Origin of the sequence: Streptomyces sp. TP-A0874 (genome assembly GCF_001748085.1) — a bacterium.
Taxonomy (GTDB): domain Bacteria; phylum Actinomycetota; class Actinomycetes; order Streptomycetales; family Streptomycetaceae; genus Streptomyces.
The window spans coordinates 211,125-226,465 of the sequence record NZ_BBZK01000010.1; the positions used below are offsets into that span (position 1 = coordinate 211,125).

Sequence of the window (15,341 nt, forward strand, 5' to 3'; positions counted from 1 at the left end):
CGCCCGGATCCCGGAGCAACGACTCGGCAACGGCGCAACCACCCCGCTGGAGACGGCACGGAGCGGGTGTGAGGGTGGGGCGCATGATGTGTCGCGCCGTCCCGCCCACCCGCGCCGCGGCCTGCGCCGCCCTCCTCGGGCTCGCCCTGCTCACCGGCTGCGGCAGCGGTGAGGCGGGCGGGCCGTCCTCGGGCGGCGGTATTTCGGCGACGGGACTGCCCGACGTGCCCTCGGAGAGCCGGGCGCCGGTGCCGGGTAAGGGGACGAAGGACCCCGACGACATCAACGGTGACGGATACCGCGACCTCAGGGTCTCGATACCCGGCGTCTCGAAGGTCGCGGTGCTCTACGGCTCCGCCGAGGGGCTCGACCTGTCGACCCGGACGCTCCACGGCCCCCGCGCGCTGGGCCTGCCGGTTCCGGCGGACCAGCCGGTCGGGGACGAGGGGTTCGCCCCGGACGCGGTCGCCGACCTCGACGGGGACGGTTTCCCGGACTTCGTCACAACCCTCCAGGAGGACCCCTCCGCGCAGCAGAAGCAGGCGGAGCGTACCGCCGTCCCCTGTGTGACCTGGGGTGGCCCCGAGGGGCCCGCGGCGGCGGAGGGCGGGGCGACACCGCTGCGACCGCCGTCGAGCGTCTCGGCGCACGGCCTGTCGCATGTGACGCGGGGCGACTTCGACGGGGACGGGCACCACGACCTCGTGGCCCGCGCGATGACCGAGTCGGTCATGGGCAAGTCGCCCCTGGTGGTGCTCTACGGCCCGTTCACACGCTCCGGTGAGCCGGCCCGTACCGACACCAGCCCCCCGGTGGAGGACGGCGAACTCGTCGTGGACGACATCGCCCCGTCCGGCGGGGCGCGGGCGACCCCCCTGCTGGTCCACGAGATCAGCGACGGTGAGCAGTCCGGCAACCTCCTCTACTCGGCTGAGCGCGGCCGAGGCCTGTCCTGGGAGGGCAGACGGCTGCGGGAGGGCAACGCCCGCGCCTTCGGCGACTTCGACGGAGACGGGCGGCGCGATGTGGCCGTCGGGGACGACGGCAGCCACAACAACGAGCCCGGCGCCGACTCCACCGACCCGGCGGTCATCGGATCGCTCGACGTGTACCCGGGCGGTGGCGGCGGACCGGTCAAGCACCGGCTGCCCGAAGTGCCCGAGGGCGCGGGCACTTACTACGGCCCCGGCGGGTTCGCCGCCGCGGACCCGGACGGGGACGGCCGCGACGGCATCCTGGTCGCCACGTACGAAGGCGCCGTGCTCATCGAGGACGACCAACGGATCCCGGTGCTCCGCGAAATGAAGGAGGGCCCGGATGAGTGGCGGCATGCCCGGCCCGCCGGGGCCGCCGACTTCGACGGTGACGGAAAGGACGAGCTGGTCCTCAACTGGGCGACCGGCACGATCTTCGGCCTCTACGGTGCGGGCCCCACGCACTGGTGGATCACCGACGGCACGACATCCCGGGACCAGGCCGCCTTCGTGTCCACCGGGCTCGTGCCGAAGAGCCCCTGAACTCCGCGAAGGAGCGGTGGGAGTGGGCCGTCCGGGGCGGTGAGCTACCCCGCAGGGGCGAGTGGACGACACACCCCGCGCCCACTTTCGGCTGCTCGTCGGGGACGGCGCGGCCGGGGCCAGCGGTGGCCTGCCGGGCGGAGGGGCCGGACCGGCGCGTGTCCTGACCCTGCCCGTTCGGCGGTCGTGCCTCGTTCGGCCCGGCCCGCGGCACGGTCCCGGAGGAGCTCCGTACGCCCATCTGAGGACGGGCGATGCCGGAACTTCTCAAAGATCCTCCTAGCGCACTAGGGTGCAACTTTTGCCGACCCATTACTCTTAGCGGTGAGGTCGCGCAGGGCGGCCATGGAGGAGTGAGATGAGGAGCAGCAACCCGGTCTTCTCGCGACGGGGGTTCAGCCGCGACAACGGCTACGCGGGCTTCAACGCGGCGCCTCAGGCCGGGGGACCCGCCGCAGCCCAGGGTGGCAACCCGTACGCAGCCGGAAACCCGTATGCCGCTGGTAACCCTTATGCCCAGGGTGGCCCGCAGAACCTGAGCCCGCACCAAGTACAGCAGCCGTACGGCGCTCCGCCGGCCGGTGCGGTGCACACCGGCCGGATGACGATGGACGACGTCGTCATGCGCACCGGCATGACGCTCGGCACCGTCATCGTGGGCGCGGCCATCGGCTGGATCGCACTGTCCAGCCCCGAAAGGCTCGGACTGGCCATCGGCTGTGCGCTCGTCGCCATGGTCCTCGGCTTCGTCCAGGCCTTCAAGCGCCAGGCCTCGCCGCCGCTGATCCTGGCCTACGCCGCCTTCGAGGGCCTTTTCCTGGGTGGCCTCAGCGGTGCCCTGAACGAGCGGTTCAGCGGCGCTCCGATGCAGGCGGTGCTCGGCACCATGGCGGTCTTCGTCGGTGTGCTGGTCGCCTACAAGACCCGCTTGATCCGGGTCGACCAGCGGTTCGTCCGGTACGTGATGGCCGCCGCGATCGGCTTCGTGCTGCTGTCCATGGTCAACATGCTGTTCGCCGTCTTCGGCGGCGGTGACGGCCTCGGCTTCCGCAGCGGTGGCCTCGGCATCATCTTCGGCATCGTCGGTGTCGTCCTCGGTGCCTGCTTCCTCGCCATGGACTTCAAGCAGGTCGAGGACGGGATCGCCTACGGTGCGCCGCGCGAGGAGTCCTGGCTGGCCGCCTTCGGCCTCACCCTGACCCTGGTGTGGATCTACCTGGAGCTGCTCCGTCTGATCGCGATCCTGCGCGGCGACTGACCACGGCGCCGGATGCCCGGCGAGCAGCCGGTGCGGTCCGGCGGCGGACCGGTAAGCGAAAGCGGACCGGTGAGCGAAAAGGGGCTCGGAGAAGTGTTCTCCGGGCCCCTTTCGCCTGTCCGCGGACCTCTCGGCGGCGGTGGACCGCACGGCGAGCCTGACCGCCGGCCGCTGTGGCGTGGGGCACCCGGATAGGATCGCCGGATGCCCGATGTGAGCCCATTGCTGACCGCCGTCGACCGACTCGCCGACCGGCTGCGCGCCGCTCCGCAGAGCCGGTTGCGGCGCGGGGCGGCCGCCGAGGGTCTGGCGCTGGCCCGGTCGTTGGCGGAGCGGGCGCAGCGGATCGAGTTTCCCGGCCGGGAGCCGCGGCTGATCCCGGACGCCGGGGAGTTGCTGGTGGCTGATCAACTCGCCGTCGCAGGCCACGATCTGGCCGAGGCGCTGCTCACCGGTGAGGTGGTCGGCGAGGAGGCGGAGCGCCAGCTGACCGAGGCGCTGGCCGAGGTGGCGGAGGCGGCGCGCCGCTGCGGGTTGTGAGGTGACGCGTCCGCTGGGGGAGAGGCGGCCCCGGCGGGGGCTCCGGGGCAGGGCCCGGGTGGCCCGTGAGCACTGGTCGGCTCAGAGCGAGGCGACCACCCGGTCGGCGAGCACGTAGACGCTCTCCCGGCCGCAGTCGAAGGTCAGCGTGTAGGCACCGGAGACGCTCGAACCGCCCAGCAGCACCGGGGCGGTTCCCTCGTGCAGCGCCCGGGCCAGTTGCTCGGCCGTCCCATGGTCACCGGGGGTCACGCAGACCGTGGTGCCGTCGGTGAAGACGTAGATGTCGAGGGTGCCCAGCGGACCGGGGCGCACGTCCACCAGCGGAGTGCGGCTCTCGGCCAGCTGCTGGAGGTGGGCGAGGGTCTCCTCCGCGGTGGCGACCGGGGAGGGCTGGTTCGAGGGGTGCGAGGGGTGCCGCCGGCGGGCCGCCGCCAGCTCGGGGGACTCCGCGGGCTCCTCGGGGGCGCCGTACGGTTCCAGGCCCCCTGCGTCGTCCAGCGGCTCGATGCCGATCAGGTCCGCCTGGCGCGGAAGGTACAGCGGGGCGTCCTCGTACCAGTCGGTGCCGGCGAGGCCGGGGGGCTCGCCGTTCTCCCGGGCCTCCTGCGCGGCCCAGAAGGCCCGCGCCTCCGCCAGGTCGCGTTCCCGCTCCTCGGCGAGGGCGTCGGTCACGGCGGCGCGTATCTCGGCCAGATGGTCGTCGGTGAAGTGGATGTCGACGGGGCGCCGCTCGGCGCGGGCCGCCGGCAGCGAGACGGTGTGATCGGTCTTCCTCGCCAGCGAACTGAGCTCTTCGCGCACCGTGGTGAGCTGGCTGCTCAGAGCGGTGAGCTGTCGGCGCAGCCCGTGAGCGGTGTACAGGGCGGCTGCTCCCATGGCCGCGGCGGTGGCGGCGGCCAGCGGCAGGGCAAGGGTCATGGCGCTCACTGACGTACTCCCGATTCGACGGTCCCCGAAATTCCTACCTCAGCCTGGCAAGCTCCGTGAGCGGCCGACAGTGCATAACGTCATGAATCGGTCGGGACTTTCGGCCAGTCGTTTCCAATTCAACCGCTCTGAACTGCGGTAAGGCTCTCCCCCGGGACGAAGGTCACATCCTGGGGGAGATTCGATCACGAACGTGGACCAGGGGTTTCGGGGGAGGCTGTTAGCTCATTCGTTCGATGATCATGGCCATTCCCTGGCCGCCGCCCACGCACATGGTCTCCAGGCCGAACTGCTTGTCGTGGAACTGCAGCGAGTTGATCAGCGTGCAGGTGATCCGGGCCCCGGTCATACCGAAGGGGTGGCCGACGGCGATCGCTCCGCCGTTGACGTTCAGGCGGTCCAGATCCACGCCGAGGTCCTGGTAGGAGGGGATGACCTGGGCCGCGAAGGCCTCGTTGATCTCGACCAGGTCCATGTCGCCGATGGACATGCCGGCCCGGGCCAGCGCCTGCCGGCTCGCCTCGACCGGGCCGTAACCCATGATCTCCGGCGACAGCGCGGAGACGCCGGTGGAGACGATCCGGGCCAGCGGGGTCAGGCCCAGCTCCCGCGCCTTGGTGTCCGACATGATCACCAGTGCGGCGGCGCCGTCGTTCAGCGGGCAGCAGTTGCCGGCGGTGACCCGGCCATCGGGTCGGAAGACCGGCTTCAGCCCCGCCACCCCCTCCATCGTCACCCCGCGGCGCGGGCCGTCGTCGGTGGTCACCACGGTGCCGTCCGGGGCGGTCACCGGGGTGATCTCCCGCTCCCAGAAGCCGTTGTCCAGCGCCTGCTCGGCGAGGTTCTGGGAGCGCACGCCGAACTCGTCCATCTCCTGGCGGCCGACGCCCTTCAGCCGGGCCAGGTTCTCGGCGGTCTGGCCCATCGCGATGTAGGCGTCCGGCAGCTGCCCCTCCGCCCGAGGGTCCCGCCAGTCCGCTCCGACCTGCTCGCTGCGGGCCGCCGTGCGGGCCTCGGCCTCGGCGAAGACCGGGTTGTGGGTGCCGGGCATCCCGTCCGAGGAGCCGTTCGCGTACCGCGAGACCATCTCCACCCCGGCGGAGATGAAGACATCGCCCTCTCCGGCCCGGATCGCGTGCATCGCCATCCGGGAGGTCTGCAAGGAGGAGGAGCAGTAACGGGTGATCGTGCAGCCGGGCAGATGGTCCATGCCCAGCTGCACGGCGACGATCCGGCCGAGGTTGTGGCCCTGCTCGCCACCGGGCAGGCCGCAGCCGAGCATCAGATCGTCGATCTCGCGCGGGTCCAGCTCCGGCACCTTGTCCAGTGCCGCCCGGACGATCCGGGTGGTCAGGTCGTCGGGACGCACCTCCCTCAGCGAGCCCTTGACGGCCCGGCCGATCGGGGAGCGGGCGGCAGAGACGATCACGGCTTCGGGCATCACGGCTCCAGAGGGCGAGAAGGGCAAGGGCTGGATGGGAAGCTACCGCTCCGTAGTGCCGGGGTCACGGTCTCCCGGCTGTGACACGGGCCTCTTTTCTAAGCGGATGCTCAGCTGGCTTCGGGTTCCGCGGTCCCTCCGGTCCGGCCCGCCCTTTCGTCTTCGGGCTCCTCGCCCTCGGCCGGGGCCCGGACCTCTCCGTCCTCCGGCTCCGCCCGGGAGTGCTCGCCGTGGCTCTCCTCCTCGGGCCCGGCGGCCTCCGTCCCGTCCTCCCGGTCGGGCAGCCGCTGCCGTCGCCGCCGCTTGAGCAGCGCCCACGGTGCCCGGCGCCCCACCGGCTCCGCCGCGGCGACCTCGGTACCCCCCTCGGAGGCCGCCTGTGCCGCGGCCTCGACTACCGGAAGGATCCCTTCCCGCCGTGACAGGTCCGGCCGCTCCGGCTCCGGCCAGAGCCCCAGCGAGGCGCAGAGCGTGGGCAGCACCGCCATCGCGGCCGTCGCGTACCCCTCGGCGGAGGGGTGGTAGTTGTCCGGGCCGAACAGCTCGCGCGGATTGGCCTCGAACTCCGGGCCGAGCAGGGCGCCCAGCGAGACGGTACGGCCGCCCTGCTCGACCACCCCGATGGTCTGCGCCGCCGCGAGCTGGCGGCTCAAGCGGCGGGCCACCCAGCGCAGCGGCTGGTAGACGGGTTCGATCGTCCCCAGGTCGGGGCAGGTGCCGACCACCACCTCGCAGTCGGCCGCCCGCAGCCTGCGTACCGCGTCGGAGAGCAGCCGGACCGAACGCGCCGGCGGCATCCGGTGCGTCACGTCGTTGGCGCCGATCATCACCACGCAGACGTCCGGCACCTGCCTCGGGTCCGCCAGCAGCAGGGTGACCTGGCGGTCCAGGTCGTCGGACATCGCGCCCGGCTGTGCCACCACCCGGAGCTCCACCGGACGCTCGGCCAGCGCGGCCAGCCCCGAGGCCAGCAGGGCGCCCGGTGTCTGCCGGGCCCGGTGCACGCCCTGGCCGGCGGCCGTCGAGTCGCCCGCGAAGCCCATCCGCAGCGCCCGCAGGCCGGAGTACCGGGTGAACGAGGCCCCGTAGCGGCCGTCCGCGAACGGCGGTACCGCGTCGGAGCCCCCGACCGTCCGCCGGGCCAGTTGGACCTCGGTGAGCAGCAGCCCGATCGCCGCCCCGCCGATCAGCCCGATTCCGCCCCCGCCGTAGGCCGCCGCGGCGGCGATCCGGCGTGCCACTCTCGCCCGTGACAACGACATCTGTCAGGAACACCTCCCGCTGTCCGCGTCCGTGCACTGATTAGTTGCCCCGTGCGGCCCGGTCCGCAACGCCCCCGTCCGACGGGTGGCTTCCGGCGGGCCGAATAGGCTGGTGGAAACGGGCACTGAACAGCGCCGCCCCCGATCGCGGAGATCCCGCCAAACCAGGAGACAGCGTGCAGTATCGCGATTCGATGATCGAGCTTGTCGGCAACACCCCGCTGGTGCGGCTCGGCCGTGTGACCGAGGGGATTCAGGCGACGGTCCTGGCCAAGGTCGAGTACTTCAACCCCGGTGGGTCGGTGAAGGACCGGATCGCCGTCCGGATGATCGAGGCCGCCGAGCGCTCCGGCGAACTGAAGCCGGGCGGCACCATCGTGGAACCGACCTCCGGCAACACGGGCGTGGGGCTGGCGATCGTGGCCCAGCAGAAGGGCTACAAGTGCGTCTTCGTCTGCCCGGACAAGGTGTCCACCGACAAGATCAACGTACTGCGGGCCTACGGCGCCGAGGTGGTGGTCTGCCCGACCGCCGTGGACCCGGAGCACCCGGACTCGTACTACAACGTCTCCGACCGGCTGGTCCGCGAGACCCCCAACGCCTGGAAGCCGGACCAGTACAGCAACCCCAACAACCCGCTCTCCCACTACCACTCGACCGGCCCGGAGCTGTGGGAGCAGACCGAGGGGAAGATCACCCACTTCGTGGCGGGCGTCGGCACCGGCGGCACGATCAGCGGAACCGGCCGGTACCTGAAGGAGGTCTCCGACGGCCGGGTCAAGGTGATCGGCGCCGACCCGGAGGGCTCGGTCTACTCCGGCGGCTCCGGCCGGCCGTACCTGGTCGAGGGCGTGGGTGAGGACTTCTGGCCGACCGCCTACGACCCGAAGGTGGCCGACGAGATCGTGCCGGTCTCCGACAAGGACTCCTTCCAGATGACCCGGAGGCTCGCGAAGGAGGAGGGCCTGCTGGTCGGCGGCTCCTGCGGGATGGCGGTCGTCGGGGCGCTGAAGGTCGCGGAGCGGCTGGGCCCGGACGACGTGGTGGTGGTGCTGCTCCCGGACAGCGGGCGCGGCTACCTCAGCAAGATCTTCAACGACGAGTGGATGGCCGACTACGGCTTCCTGGAGGACGAGGGTCCGGCGGCCCGGGTCGGCGATGTCCTCCGGTACAAGGAGGGCAACCTGCCGTCCCTCGTCCACATGCACCCGGAGGAGAGCGTCGGCGAGGCGATCGACGTGCTGCGCGAGTACGGGGTCTCCCAGATGCCGATCGTGAAGCCGGGCGCCGGGCACCCGGACGTGATGGCCGCGGAGGTCATCGGCTCGGTCGTGGAACGCGAACTGCTGGACGCCCTGTTCACCCAGCGGGCCACGCTGGGCGACCCGCTGGAGAAGCACATGAGCCCGCCGCTCCCGCAGGTCGGTTCCGGTGAACCGGTGGGCGACCTGATGGCCGTCCTGGAGGGCGCCGACGCGGCGGTCGTCCTGGTGGAGGGGAAGCCGACCGGTGTGGTGAGCCGCCAGGACCTGTTGGCCTACCTCGCCCGCGGCGCGGCGCACTGACGGGGCTTCTGACGGGGGCGCTCGGACCATCCGGTCCGGGCGCCGTTCCAGCCGGGGCTCCCGCGGCTCAGTAGCGCCGCTCGGCCTCGTGCTCGGACCGCTGCTGGCCCGGCCACCGCCGCTTGGCGTGTACGAAGTTCACCCCTGTGATGCCGAGCCAGGTCACGATCAGCCCCAGCAGGTGGCCGTTGGTGGCGCCGATCGCCGACAGCGGTACCGCGAGCACCAGTGAGATGATGCCGAACCCGTAGCGCTCACCGAAGGTGCTGCCTGACACCGGCGGGGGAGCCACCGGCCGGGCACCGCGCGCGACCACCATCTGCTGCTCGGCGATCTGCCGCCGCACCCGGTTGTCCACCGAGCTGTCGAGCTTCTCCAGGAAGGACTCGATCAGCTCCGACTCGTACTCGGGCCCCAGTTCCCTGCGGGCGTGCACAGTCGCCTCGAGTTCCTTCTTGAGCTCTGGTTCACGGGCATCCATGGGCTCGACGGTAGGCGTGCCGGTGGCACCGCGCACTGGGGGTAGCCCCCCGGTGCGCGGTGCCGCGGGCGTCAGGGGCGCCCGTGCCGCCCAGGGCTGCACGCCATGGGGACGGTCCGGCGGCGGGGGCGGAGGAGCGGGCCGCCCACGGGCCGCAGGCGCCCAGCGCCCCGCTCCTCGCCCCAGCCGACGTCGTCGAGCCGGACCTGCCAGCAGTCAGTCGGCGCCCGGCTGTCCGCGGGTGACCTGCTCCCGGAGCTCGACGAGCGCCCGAAGGGCCTGGCTGTACATCTGGATGCTCTTCTCGCTGTGGGTGTCGACGGCGGTCCTGAGCTCGTTGAAGGTCTTGGCGATGACCTCGTCCAGGTCCTTCTCGTTGATGGCGTCCATTCGCTTCTCCTTTTCTGGTGGACGGTCGGGGCCGGGGCTGCGCCGGCCCGAAAGGGGCGGTCCGGCCGGGAAGGCTCGGAGCGACGGCACTTCTCCGCGAACTACAGGGCCGGTCGGCCGCCTCCTCGATCGGTCCGGGCAGTGCGGTCATCGAGCCGTGTGCCGCTGCCCCTGAGTCCTCCCCTCTCGCGCACTCGGGCGTCCCACATTGTGGTCCACGGGCTGGCTCGCTCCGGCGACTGCCCTGGTTGCCGTTCCGGGGCAACCGCTGGCGAAGTCGCGGCCCGGGCAGCCCGGTTGCGCTTCCGGGACGGGGACCGAGCCGCCCGCCCCAGCCGCTTTCCGCATGACTCCATGCAGACTCATGGTTGACTGAATAAATCGCCCGGGGTGGCCGGGCGAGTGAGTGGGAGGGCGGCGATGGCCGGGAACGGCGGCAGTGGACGGGACGACGGCGGGCCGCCAACCGGCGCCGCCGCCCGGCTGCAGAAGCTCTTCGAAGGCCATCGGCTGACGCCGACCCAGCGCAGGATCGCCCACTGCATGGTGCGCCGGGCCTCCGACGCGCCGTTCCTCTCCAGCGTGGAGTTGGCCGAGCTGGCCGGGGTGAGCCAGCCCTCGGTGACCCGCTTCGCCGTGGCGCTGGGTTTCGACGGCTACCCGGCGCTCCGCCGCCATCTGCGGGAGGTGGCGCCGGCCGAAGCCGCCCGGCCCGCCGCGGCGAGCGAGGCCAACTCCTACCAGCAGGCGGTCCGGGCGGAGATCGAGAACCTCCGGCATCTGTCGGCAGCGCTGCTGGCCGACCCGGGACCGATCGAGCGAGCGGCCGGACTGCTCGCCCGTTCCCGGCCGTTGCCGGTGCTGGGGCTGCGCGCCGCCTCGGCCCAGGCGCGCGGTTTCAGCTACTTCGCGGCCAAGGTCCACCCCGATGTGCGGCTGTTGGACGAGAGCGGCAGCATGCTCACCGACCGGATCGACGCCGCCGTGCGGGCCGGGGCGACCGCCCTGCTCTGCTTCGCACTGCCCCGTCATCCCCGCGAGGTCCTGGACGCGCTCGACCAGGCCCGGGCGGCGGGCCTGACCGCGGTCACCGTCGCCGACAGCGCGTTCGCCCCGGTGGCGGCCCACTGCGACCTGCTGTTGCCGGCGGCGGTCGGCACCGGGCTGTCCTTCGACACCGCCTGCGCCCCCATGCTGCTGGGCCGGGTGCTGCTTGAGGCGATGTGCGACGTGCTGCCGGAGGCCCAGGCCCGGCTGGAGGAGTTCGACGTCCGGGCGGCCGAGCGAGGTCTCTTCGCGGAGTGAGCCGGACTCGCCGACGGCCCGGACGTCAGCCGCGGCGGAGGTGGGACATCAGCTGCGGCGCAGCCTCGCTGCCAGGGCGGGGGAGTGGTAGGCGGTGGTCTCGCCGGAGACCCAGGCCGGCAGGTCGGGCGCGGTCGGCCGGGCGCCGCCGAGCCGGTAGACGCCGATCAGGAACAGCCCGCCCACCACGGTGAGCAGCAGCATGATCGCCACCGCCAGGTGGAAGCCGCCCACGACACCCGCCGTCATCGTCAGGTGGAGGAGGATCGGACCCACGAGGAACGCCGCCTCCGAGCGGAGCAGCTCCACCAGGGCGAAGGTGGGCCCGATCTTCGTGGAGAGCACCGAGAGCCCGGCGAGGAAGAGTCCGGGCACCACGCCCGCGCCCGCCCCGTATCCGAGCAGCAGCGCCGCGGGGGGCACCACGAAGAGGACGTTCGTCGGTGAGAGGAGGAGCAGCAGGCCCGCGGCCACGGCGACGCTCAGCAGGCCGGAGAGGGCCAGGTAGGGCGTGAAGCGGGTGGGCAGGACCCGGCGGAAGAGCGCCGCGGCGATGAGCACCCCGATGAGCTGCGGGGCGAACAGGGCACCGATCAGGAGCGGTTGGTAGCGGGGCACCGCCGCGAGGTAGGTCTCGGTCAGCTCCAGCAGGGTGGTGAAGGAGGCCCCGACGAGCATCGCGCCGGCCGTCCCGGTCACCGGCAGGGTGTTGCTGATCGGGCGGACCGGCATCAGCGGCTCGCTCTTGCGGTACTGGCTCACGATGAGGAAGACCCCGAGGAGCAGTCCGACGATCACGGGGCCGACGAAGAGCGGGTGGAGGAAGTAGGAGCGGGTCAGCCAGGAGACGCCGAAGAAGGGCAGCATGGTGGTGCCGAGGGCGAGCGGCATCGCGAGCCAGTCGAAGGCCGAGCCCTGGGCCGGCGGTTCGTTGGGTTCGAAGGAGAGCGCGCCGATGGTCAAGCCGATCGCCGCCAGGGCGGCGATGCCGCCGAACAGCGCCCGCCAGCCGCCCAGCCCGCCCACGACCCCGCCGATCACCGGCCCCAGGGTGACCATCCCGAAGAGTCCCAGGCTGATGACGGCCGCCGTGCTGGGGAGCCGCTCCACGCCGTGCGTGGTGATCAGCGGTGGTAGCGCGGCGACCAGCAGCATCCCGGTGAACAGGCCCTGGAAGAACATGCCGGTGGCGAACAGCGGGATGCCGGTGGCCACCACGGCGAGCAGCGAGCTGATCACGAACCCGCCCTCGCAGACGAGGTAGACCCGCCGGCGCGGCAACCGCTGGATGAGGTCGGCGGCGGCCACCGCTCCGAAGGCGTAGGCGGCGTTGGCCAGTCCGCTGGTGAGTTGTACGTCGAACTGGCTGGCCGCCAGGTCCTTGACGAGCAGCGGGCGCAGCAGGGGGATGGCCGTGGTCAGCACGAGGTAGGGGCAGAGCGCCAGCAGGGCGAGGGCCACGGCCGCCGGATATCTGCCGGCCAGCGGGACCCGGGTGAGGACGGCGGGCACAGCAGGGCGGAACCGCATGGCTGCCTCCGACGCTTGGGTGGACGGGGCCCGCTGGGTGCGGGCGCCCGGCACCGGATCCCGAGGCATCCCGGGCGGTATGTCCGGTACGTCGGTTCAGCGTACGGCGGGGGATGCCGCCGGAGGGTCGGCTGACACGCCCCGGCCCCGGTCCGCGTCCACGGGGCCGGCTCCAGCGGCCGACGCGTGGTGGCGGCCCTCGCCGGGCCGCCACCGCTCGGTCCGCGGGGCCGCTACTCCTTGGCGGCCCGCAGTACCAGCTTGTTCACCCCCCACAGCAGGACGCCGATGCACACCAGCACCCCGGCCCTGATGTAGACCTCGGCCGGGCGCTCGGCCAGCGGGCTGGCCAGCAGCAGCGCGGTGATCGCGCCGAGCACCGGCAGCGCGGTCGGGGTGCGGAAGTGCTGGTGGCCGACCCGGTCCCTGCGGAGTACCAGCACCGCGACGTTCACCACGGCGAAGACGCAGAGCAGCAGGAACGCCGTGGTGTCGCCGAGCCCTTCGATCTCGCCGGTGGAGACCAGGCCGATGGCGAGTGCGGAGGTGAACAGGATGCCGGTGATGGGAGTCTGGCGGCCGGCCAGCACCCTGCCCATGGCGCGCGGCAGGATCCGCTCGTTGGCCATGCCGTAGCAGAGCCGGGAGGCCATCATCAGGTTGATCAGCGCGGAGTTGCTGACCGCGAAGAGGGCGATGAGCGTGAAGAGTTTCGGCGGGAAGTCGGTGCCGCCGGCCTTGACGACCTCCAGCAGCGGCCCGGATGAGCCCTCCAGTACCCGGTAGTCGACCAGGAGTGAGGAGACCAGCGCCACCAGGATGTAGATGGTGCCGGTCACCGCGACGCCGACGAAGATCGCGCGGGGGAAGGTGCGGGTGGGGTCCTTGGTCTCCTCGGCCATGTTGACCGAGTCCTCGAAGCCGACGAAGGCGAAGAAGCCCAGGGCGGTCGCCCCGAGGACGCCGGTCATCAGCGCGAAGCCGCTGCCCTCGGTGTGGAACTCCCCCAGTCGGGACGGCTCGCCGCCGCCGGTGAGGACGGCGTAGGCGCCGATCCCGAGGATGATCAGGAGCCCGGTGAGTTCGACCACGGTCATCACGACGTTGGCCTTCACCGACTCGGAGACGCCGCGGAGGCTCAGCGCCGCGAGCGCCAGGATGAAGAGGACGGCCACCAGGACCGGCGGGACGTCCGCGAACTCCGAGAAGTAGTCGCCACCGAAGGCCCGGGCCGCCGCGCTCGCCGATGACAGGCCCGAGCACATCACCATGAACGCCACGATGAAGGTCAGGAACGGGACCTTGAACGCCTTCTGGGTGTAGAGCGCGGCGCCGGCCGCCTTGGGGTACTTGCCGACCAGCTCCACGTAGGAGGCGGCGGTCAGCAGGGCCACCACGAAACCGATCGCGAACGGCAGCCAGAGCGCACCGCCGACCTTCCCCGCGACCTTGCCGGTGGTCGCGTAGATGCCGGTGCCCAGGATGTCGCCGACGACGAACAGGATCAGCAGTTTCGGGCCGATGGCCCGTTTGAGGGGGGTTCCGCTCTCGCTCTCGGTGGGTGTGGCGGTGGGGGGTGACGCGGGCTTGGTCATACGCGCTGTGTTCTCTCTGTGAGTGCTCACCGCAGCTCGGAGAGCGCGTTCCGCTGCCCACCCCCGCTCTCTGCCACGATCTCGTCGACTGTCTGCGTGGAGCGTACGAGCCCGAAGCGCACGCCACCAGACCCCGTCGGAGCGGTGACGAAACCGTGGACGGCCGGGCGCGGCAGACTGTTGTACGCGAAGTGGTTGGAGAAGTAGTAGGCGCCGGTGTCGAGCAGCGCCACCAGATCGCCCTCGTCGAGCCGTGGCAGCGGCCGGTCCCGGGCGACGAGGTCGCCCGCGAAGCAGCACGGGCCGGCGACGTCCTGCGCCACCGCCGGGCCGGACTTGGGGCGTCCCTCGGCGTCGTACGCGACCACCCGGATGGGCCACGAGGCGGGGGCGAAGACGGTGCGGGTGGCCAGTTGGGCGCCCGCGTGGGTGACCGCGATCGGGCGGCCGCCGGCCGACTTCGCGTACTCCACCCGCGCCAGGGTGAGGCCGTTCTTGGCCAGCAGCGACCGGCCGAACTCGGTGACGATGCCGTACCGGCCGTCGAAGGCGCCGGGCACCTCGGACCGCAGCAGCCGGGCGTACTGGCGGTAGGAGGGGGTGAACTCGTCGGAGTCGAAGTTGACGGGCAGTCCGCCGCCGATGTCGAGGGTGTCGATCTGCCGCCGGCCGGCCGCGGCGTTGATCTCCTCGGCCAGGCCGTAGGTCTCGCGCACCCCGGCGGCCATCAGCTCCAGCGGCATCCCCTGGGAACCGACGTGGGCGTGCAGCCGGGTCAGCCACGGCCGGTCGAGGAAGGCCCGGACCACCCACTCCCGGGCGCCCTCGTCCTGGAGGGCGACGCCGAACTTGGAGGTGGCGGTCGCGGTGCTCATCGCGCCGATGGTGCCCCCGCCGAGCTGGGGGTTGACCCGGACGCCCACCCGGGAGGCCGGCTGCCCGGCGGCGACCAGGGCGTCGATCCGGTCCAGTTCCCTCGGATTGTCGGCGTTGAGGGCGATGCCGAGTTCGAGTGCCGTGCGCAGCTCGGCGGGTGTCTTGGCCGGGGAGTCGAGCAGGATGCGTTCCGCGGGCACCCCGGCCGCCCGGGACTGGGCCAGCTCGCCCGGGCTGGCCACCTCGCAGCCCAGCCCCTCCGCGGCGAGCAGCCGCAGCACCGGGACGAGCGGGGCCGCCTTCACCGCGAAGGCGTGCAGCACCGGGGTGCCCGGCGGGGTGATCTCCTCGAAGGCCGCGCGGAGTCGGGTCGCGCTCTGCCGGATCCCGGCCACGTCGAGCAGTCCGACGACCGGCTCCGCCGCGCCGATCAGCCCGTGTTCCACGGCTGCGCGTACGGCCTGTTCCCGGCGGTGCGCGGACGCCGCTCCGGACGCGTTCTCCTCGAAGGTCATTCTCGTTCCTTTCTTGGCGCCCCGTCTTCGGGAGGGAGGGGAAGCCAGGGGAGCACTCCACCACCCGGCGCCGACGGTGGCCAGACGGAGACGGAGTCACCCGTGTCACTCTCGCGCGTCGCCGCGGCGGTGGCGG

The 15,341-nt window shown here is 72.2% G+C and carries 13 protein-coding genes; 5 read left to right on the plus strand and 8 right to left on the minus strand.

Features of this window, described 5'->3' with window-relative positions; translation table 11 throughout:
- Positions 1-83: 83 nt before the first annotated feature.
- The 3 genes from BGP73_RS18205 to BGP73_RS18215 all read left to right on the plus strand — a co-directional run bounded on the left by BGP73_RS18205 (position 84) and on the right by BGP73_RS18215 (position 3,315).
- A complete protein-coding gene (locus BGP73_RS18205; RefSeq protein ID WP_244501254.1) occupies positions 84-1,517 on the plus strand; it encodes a hypothetical protein in 1,434 nt (477 codons plus the stop codon).
- A gap of 358 nt (positions 1,518-1,875) precedes the next feature.
- A complete protein-coding gene (locus BGP73_RS18210; protein ID WP_069816202.1) occupies positions 1,876-2,775 on the plus strand; it encodes a Bax inhibitor-1/YccA family protein in 900 nt (299 codons plus the stop codon).
- A 204-nt stretch (positions 2,776-2,979) separates the two neighbouring features.
- Positions 2,980-3,315, plus strand: a complete 336-nt coding sequence (locus BGP73_RS18215) for a hypothetical protein (protein ID WP_069816203.1) — start codon at positions 2,980-2,982, stop codon at positions 3,313-3,315.
- Between the two features lie 81 nt (positions 3,316-3,396).
- On the opposite strand, the gene BGP73_RS18220 is transcribed toward BGP73_RS18215, so the two are convergent.
- The 3 genes from BGP73_RS18220 to BGP73_RS18230 all read right to left on the minus strand — a co-directional run bounded on the left by BGP73_RS18220 (position 3,397) and on the right by BGP73_RS18230 (position 6,948).
- Positions 3,397-4,245 carry a hypothetical protein gene (locus BGP73_RS18220; RefSeq protein ID WP_069816205.1) on the minus strand — a complete coding sequence of 283 codons (849 nt, stop codon included), beginning with the start codon at positions 4,243-4,245 and terminating at the stop codon, positions 3,397-3,399.
- A 220-nt stretch (positions 4,246-4,465) separates the two neighbouring features.
- A complete protein-coding gene (locus tag BGP73_RS18225) occupies positions 4,466-5,686 on the minus strand; it encodes an acetyl-CoA C-acetyltransferase (RefSeq protein ID WP_069816207.1) in 1,221 nt (406 codons plus the stop codon).
- Positions 5,687-5,796: 110 nt separating this feature from the next.
- Positions 5,797-6,948: an SGNH/GDSL hydrolase family protein gene (locus tag BGP73_RS18230; RefSeq protein ID WP_170837873.1), complete on the minus strand. Its 1,152-nt coding sequence runs from the start codon at positions 6,946-6,948 to the stop codon at positions 5,797-5,799.
- Between the two features lie 176 nt (positions 6,949-7,124).
- Between BGP73_RS18230 and BGP73_RS18235 the strand changes: the two genes are divergently transcribed.
- A complete protein-coding gene (locus BGP73_RS18235) occupies positions 7,125-8,513 on the plus strand; it encodes a cystathionine beta-synthase (RefSeq protein WP_069816209.1) in 1,389 nt (462 codons plus the stop codon).
- Between the two features lie 67 nt (positions 8,514-8,580).
- Here BGP73_RS18235 and BGP73_RS18240 read toward each other — a convergent pair whose 3' ends face one another.
- Both BGP73_RS18240 and BGP73_RS23170 read right to left on the minus strand, forming a co-directional pair.
- Positions 8,581-8,994, minus strand: coding sequence for a hypothetical protein (locus BGP73_RS18240; RefSeq protein WP_069816211.1), 414 nt, complete (start codon positions 8,992-8,994; stop codon positions 8,581-8,583).
- A gap of 216 nt (positions 8,995-9,210) precedes the next feature.
- On the minus strand, positions 9,211-9,384 hold the full coding sequence (locus BGP73_RS23170; protein ID WP_170837874.1) for a hypothetical protein: 174 nt from the start codon (positions 9,382-9,384) through the stop codon (positions 9,211-9,213).
- 420 nt (positions 9,385-9,804) lie between these two features.
- Here BGP73_RS23170 and BGP73_RS18245 point away from each other — a divergent pair, with 420 nt between their 5' ends.
- Complete coding sequence (locus BGP73_RS18245; RefSeq protein ID WP_069816213.1) at positions 9,805-10,689, plus strand: MurR/RpiR family transcriptional regulator; 885 nt, start codon at positions 9,805-9,807, stop codon at positions 10,687-10,689.
- Between the two features lie 48 nt (positions 10,690-10,737).
- Here BGP73_RS18245 and BGP73_RS18250 read toward each other — a convergent pair whose 3' ends face one another.
- The 3 genes from BGP73_RS18250 to BGP73_RS18260 form a co-directional block, all read right to left on the minus strand.
- The gene (locus BGP73_RS18250) at positions 10,738-12,219 is read right to left on the minus strand and encodes an MFS transporter (protein WP_069816215.1); all 1,482 of its coding nucleotides are present in this window, start codon (positions 12,217-12,219) and stop codon (positions 10,738-10,740) included.
- 233 nt (positions 12,220-12,452) lie between these two features.
- Complete coding sequence (locus tag BGP73_RS18255) at positions 12,453-13,814, minus strand: APC family permease (protein WP_069816217.1); 1,362 nt, start codon at positions 13,812-13,814, stop codon at positions 12,453-12,455.
- 26 nt (positions 13,815-13,840) lie between these two features.
- Positions 13,841-15,205 (minus strand): diaminopimelate decarboxylase, encoded by a 1,365-nt coding sequence (locus BGP73_RS18260; protein WP_069816219.1) that lies wholly within the window; start codon positions 15,203-15,205, stop codon positions 13,841-13,843.
- Positions 15,206-15,341 lie beyond the last annotated feature (136 nt).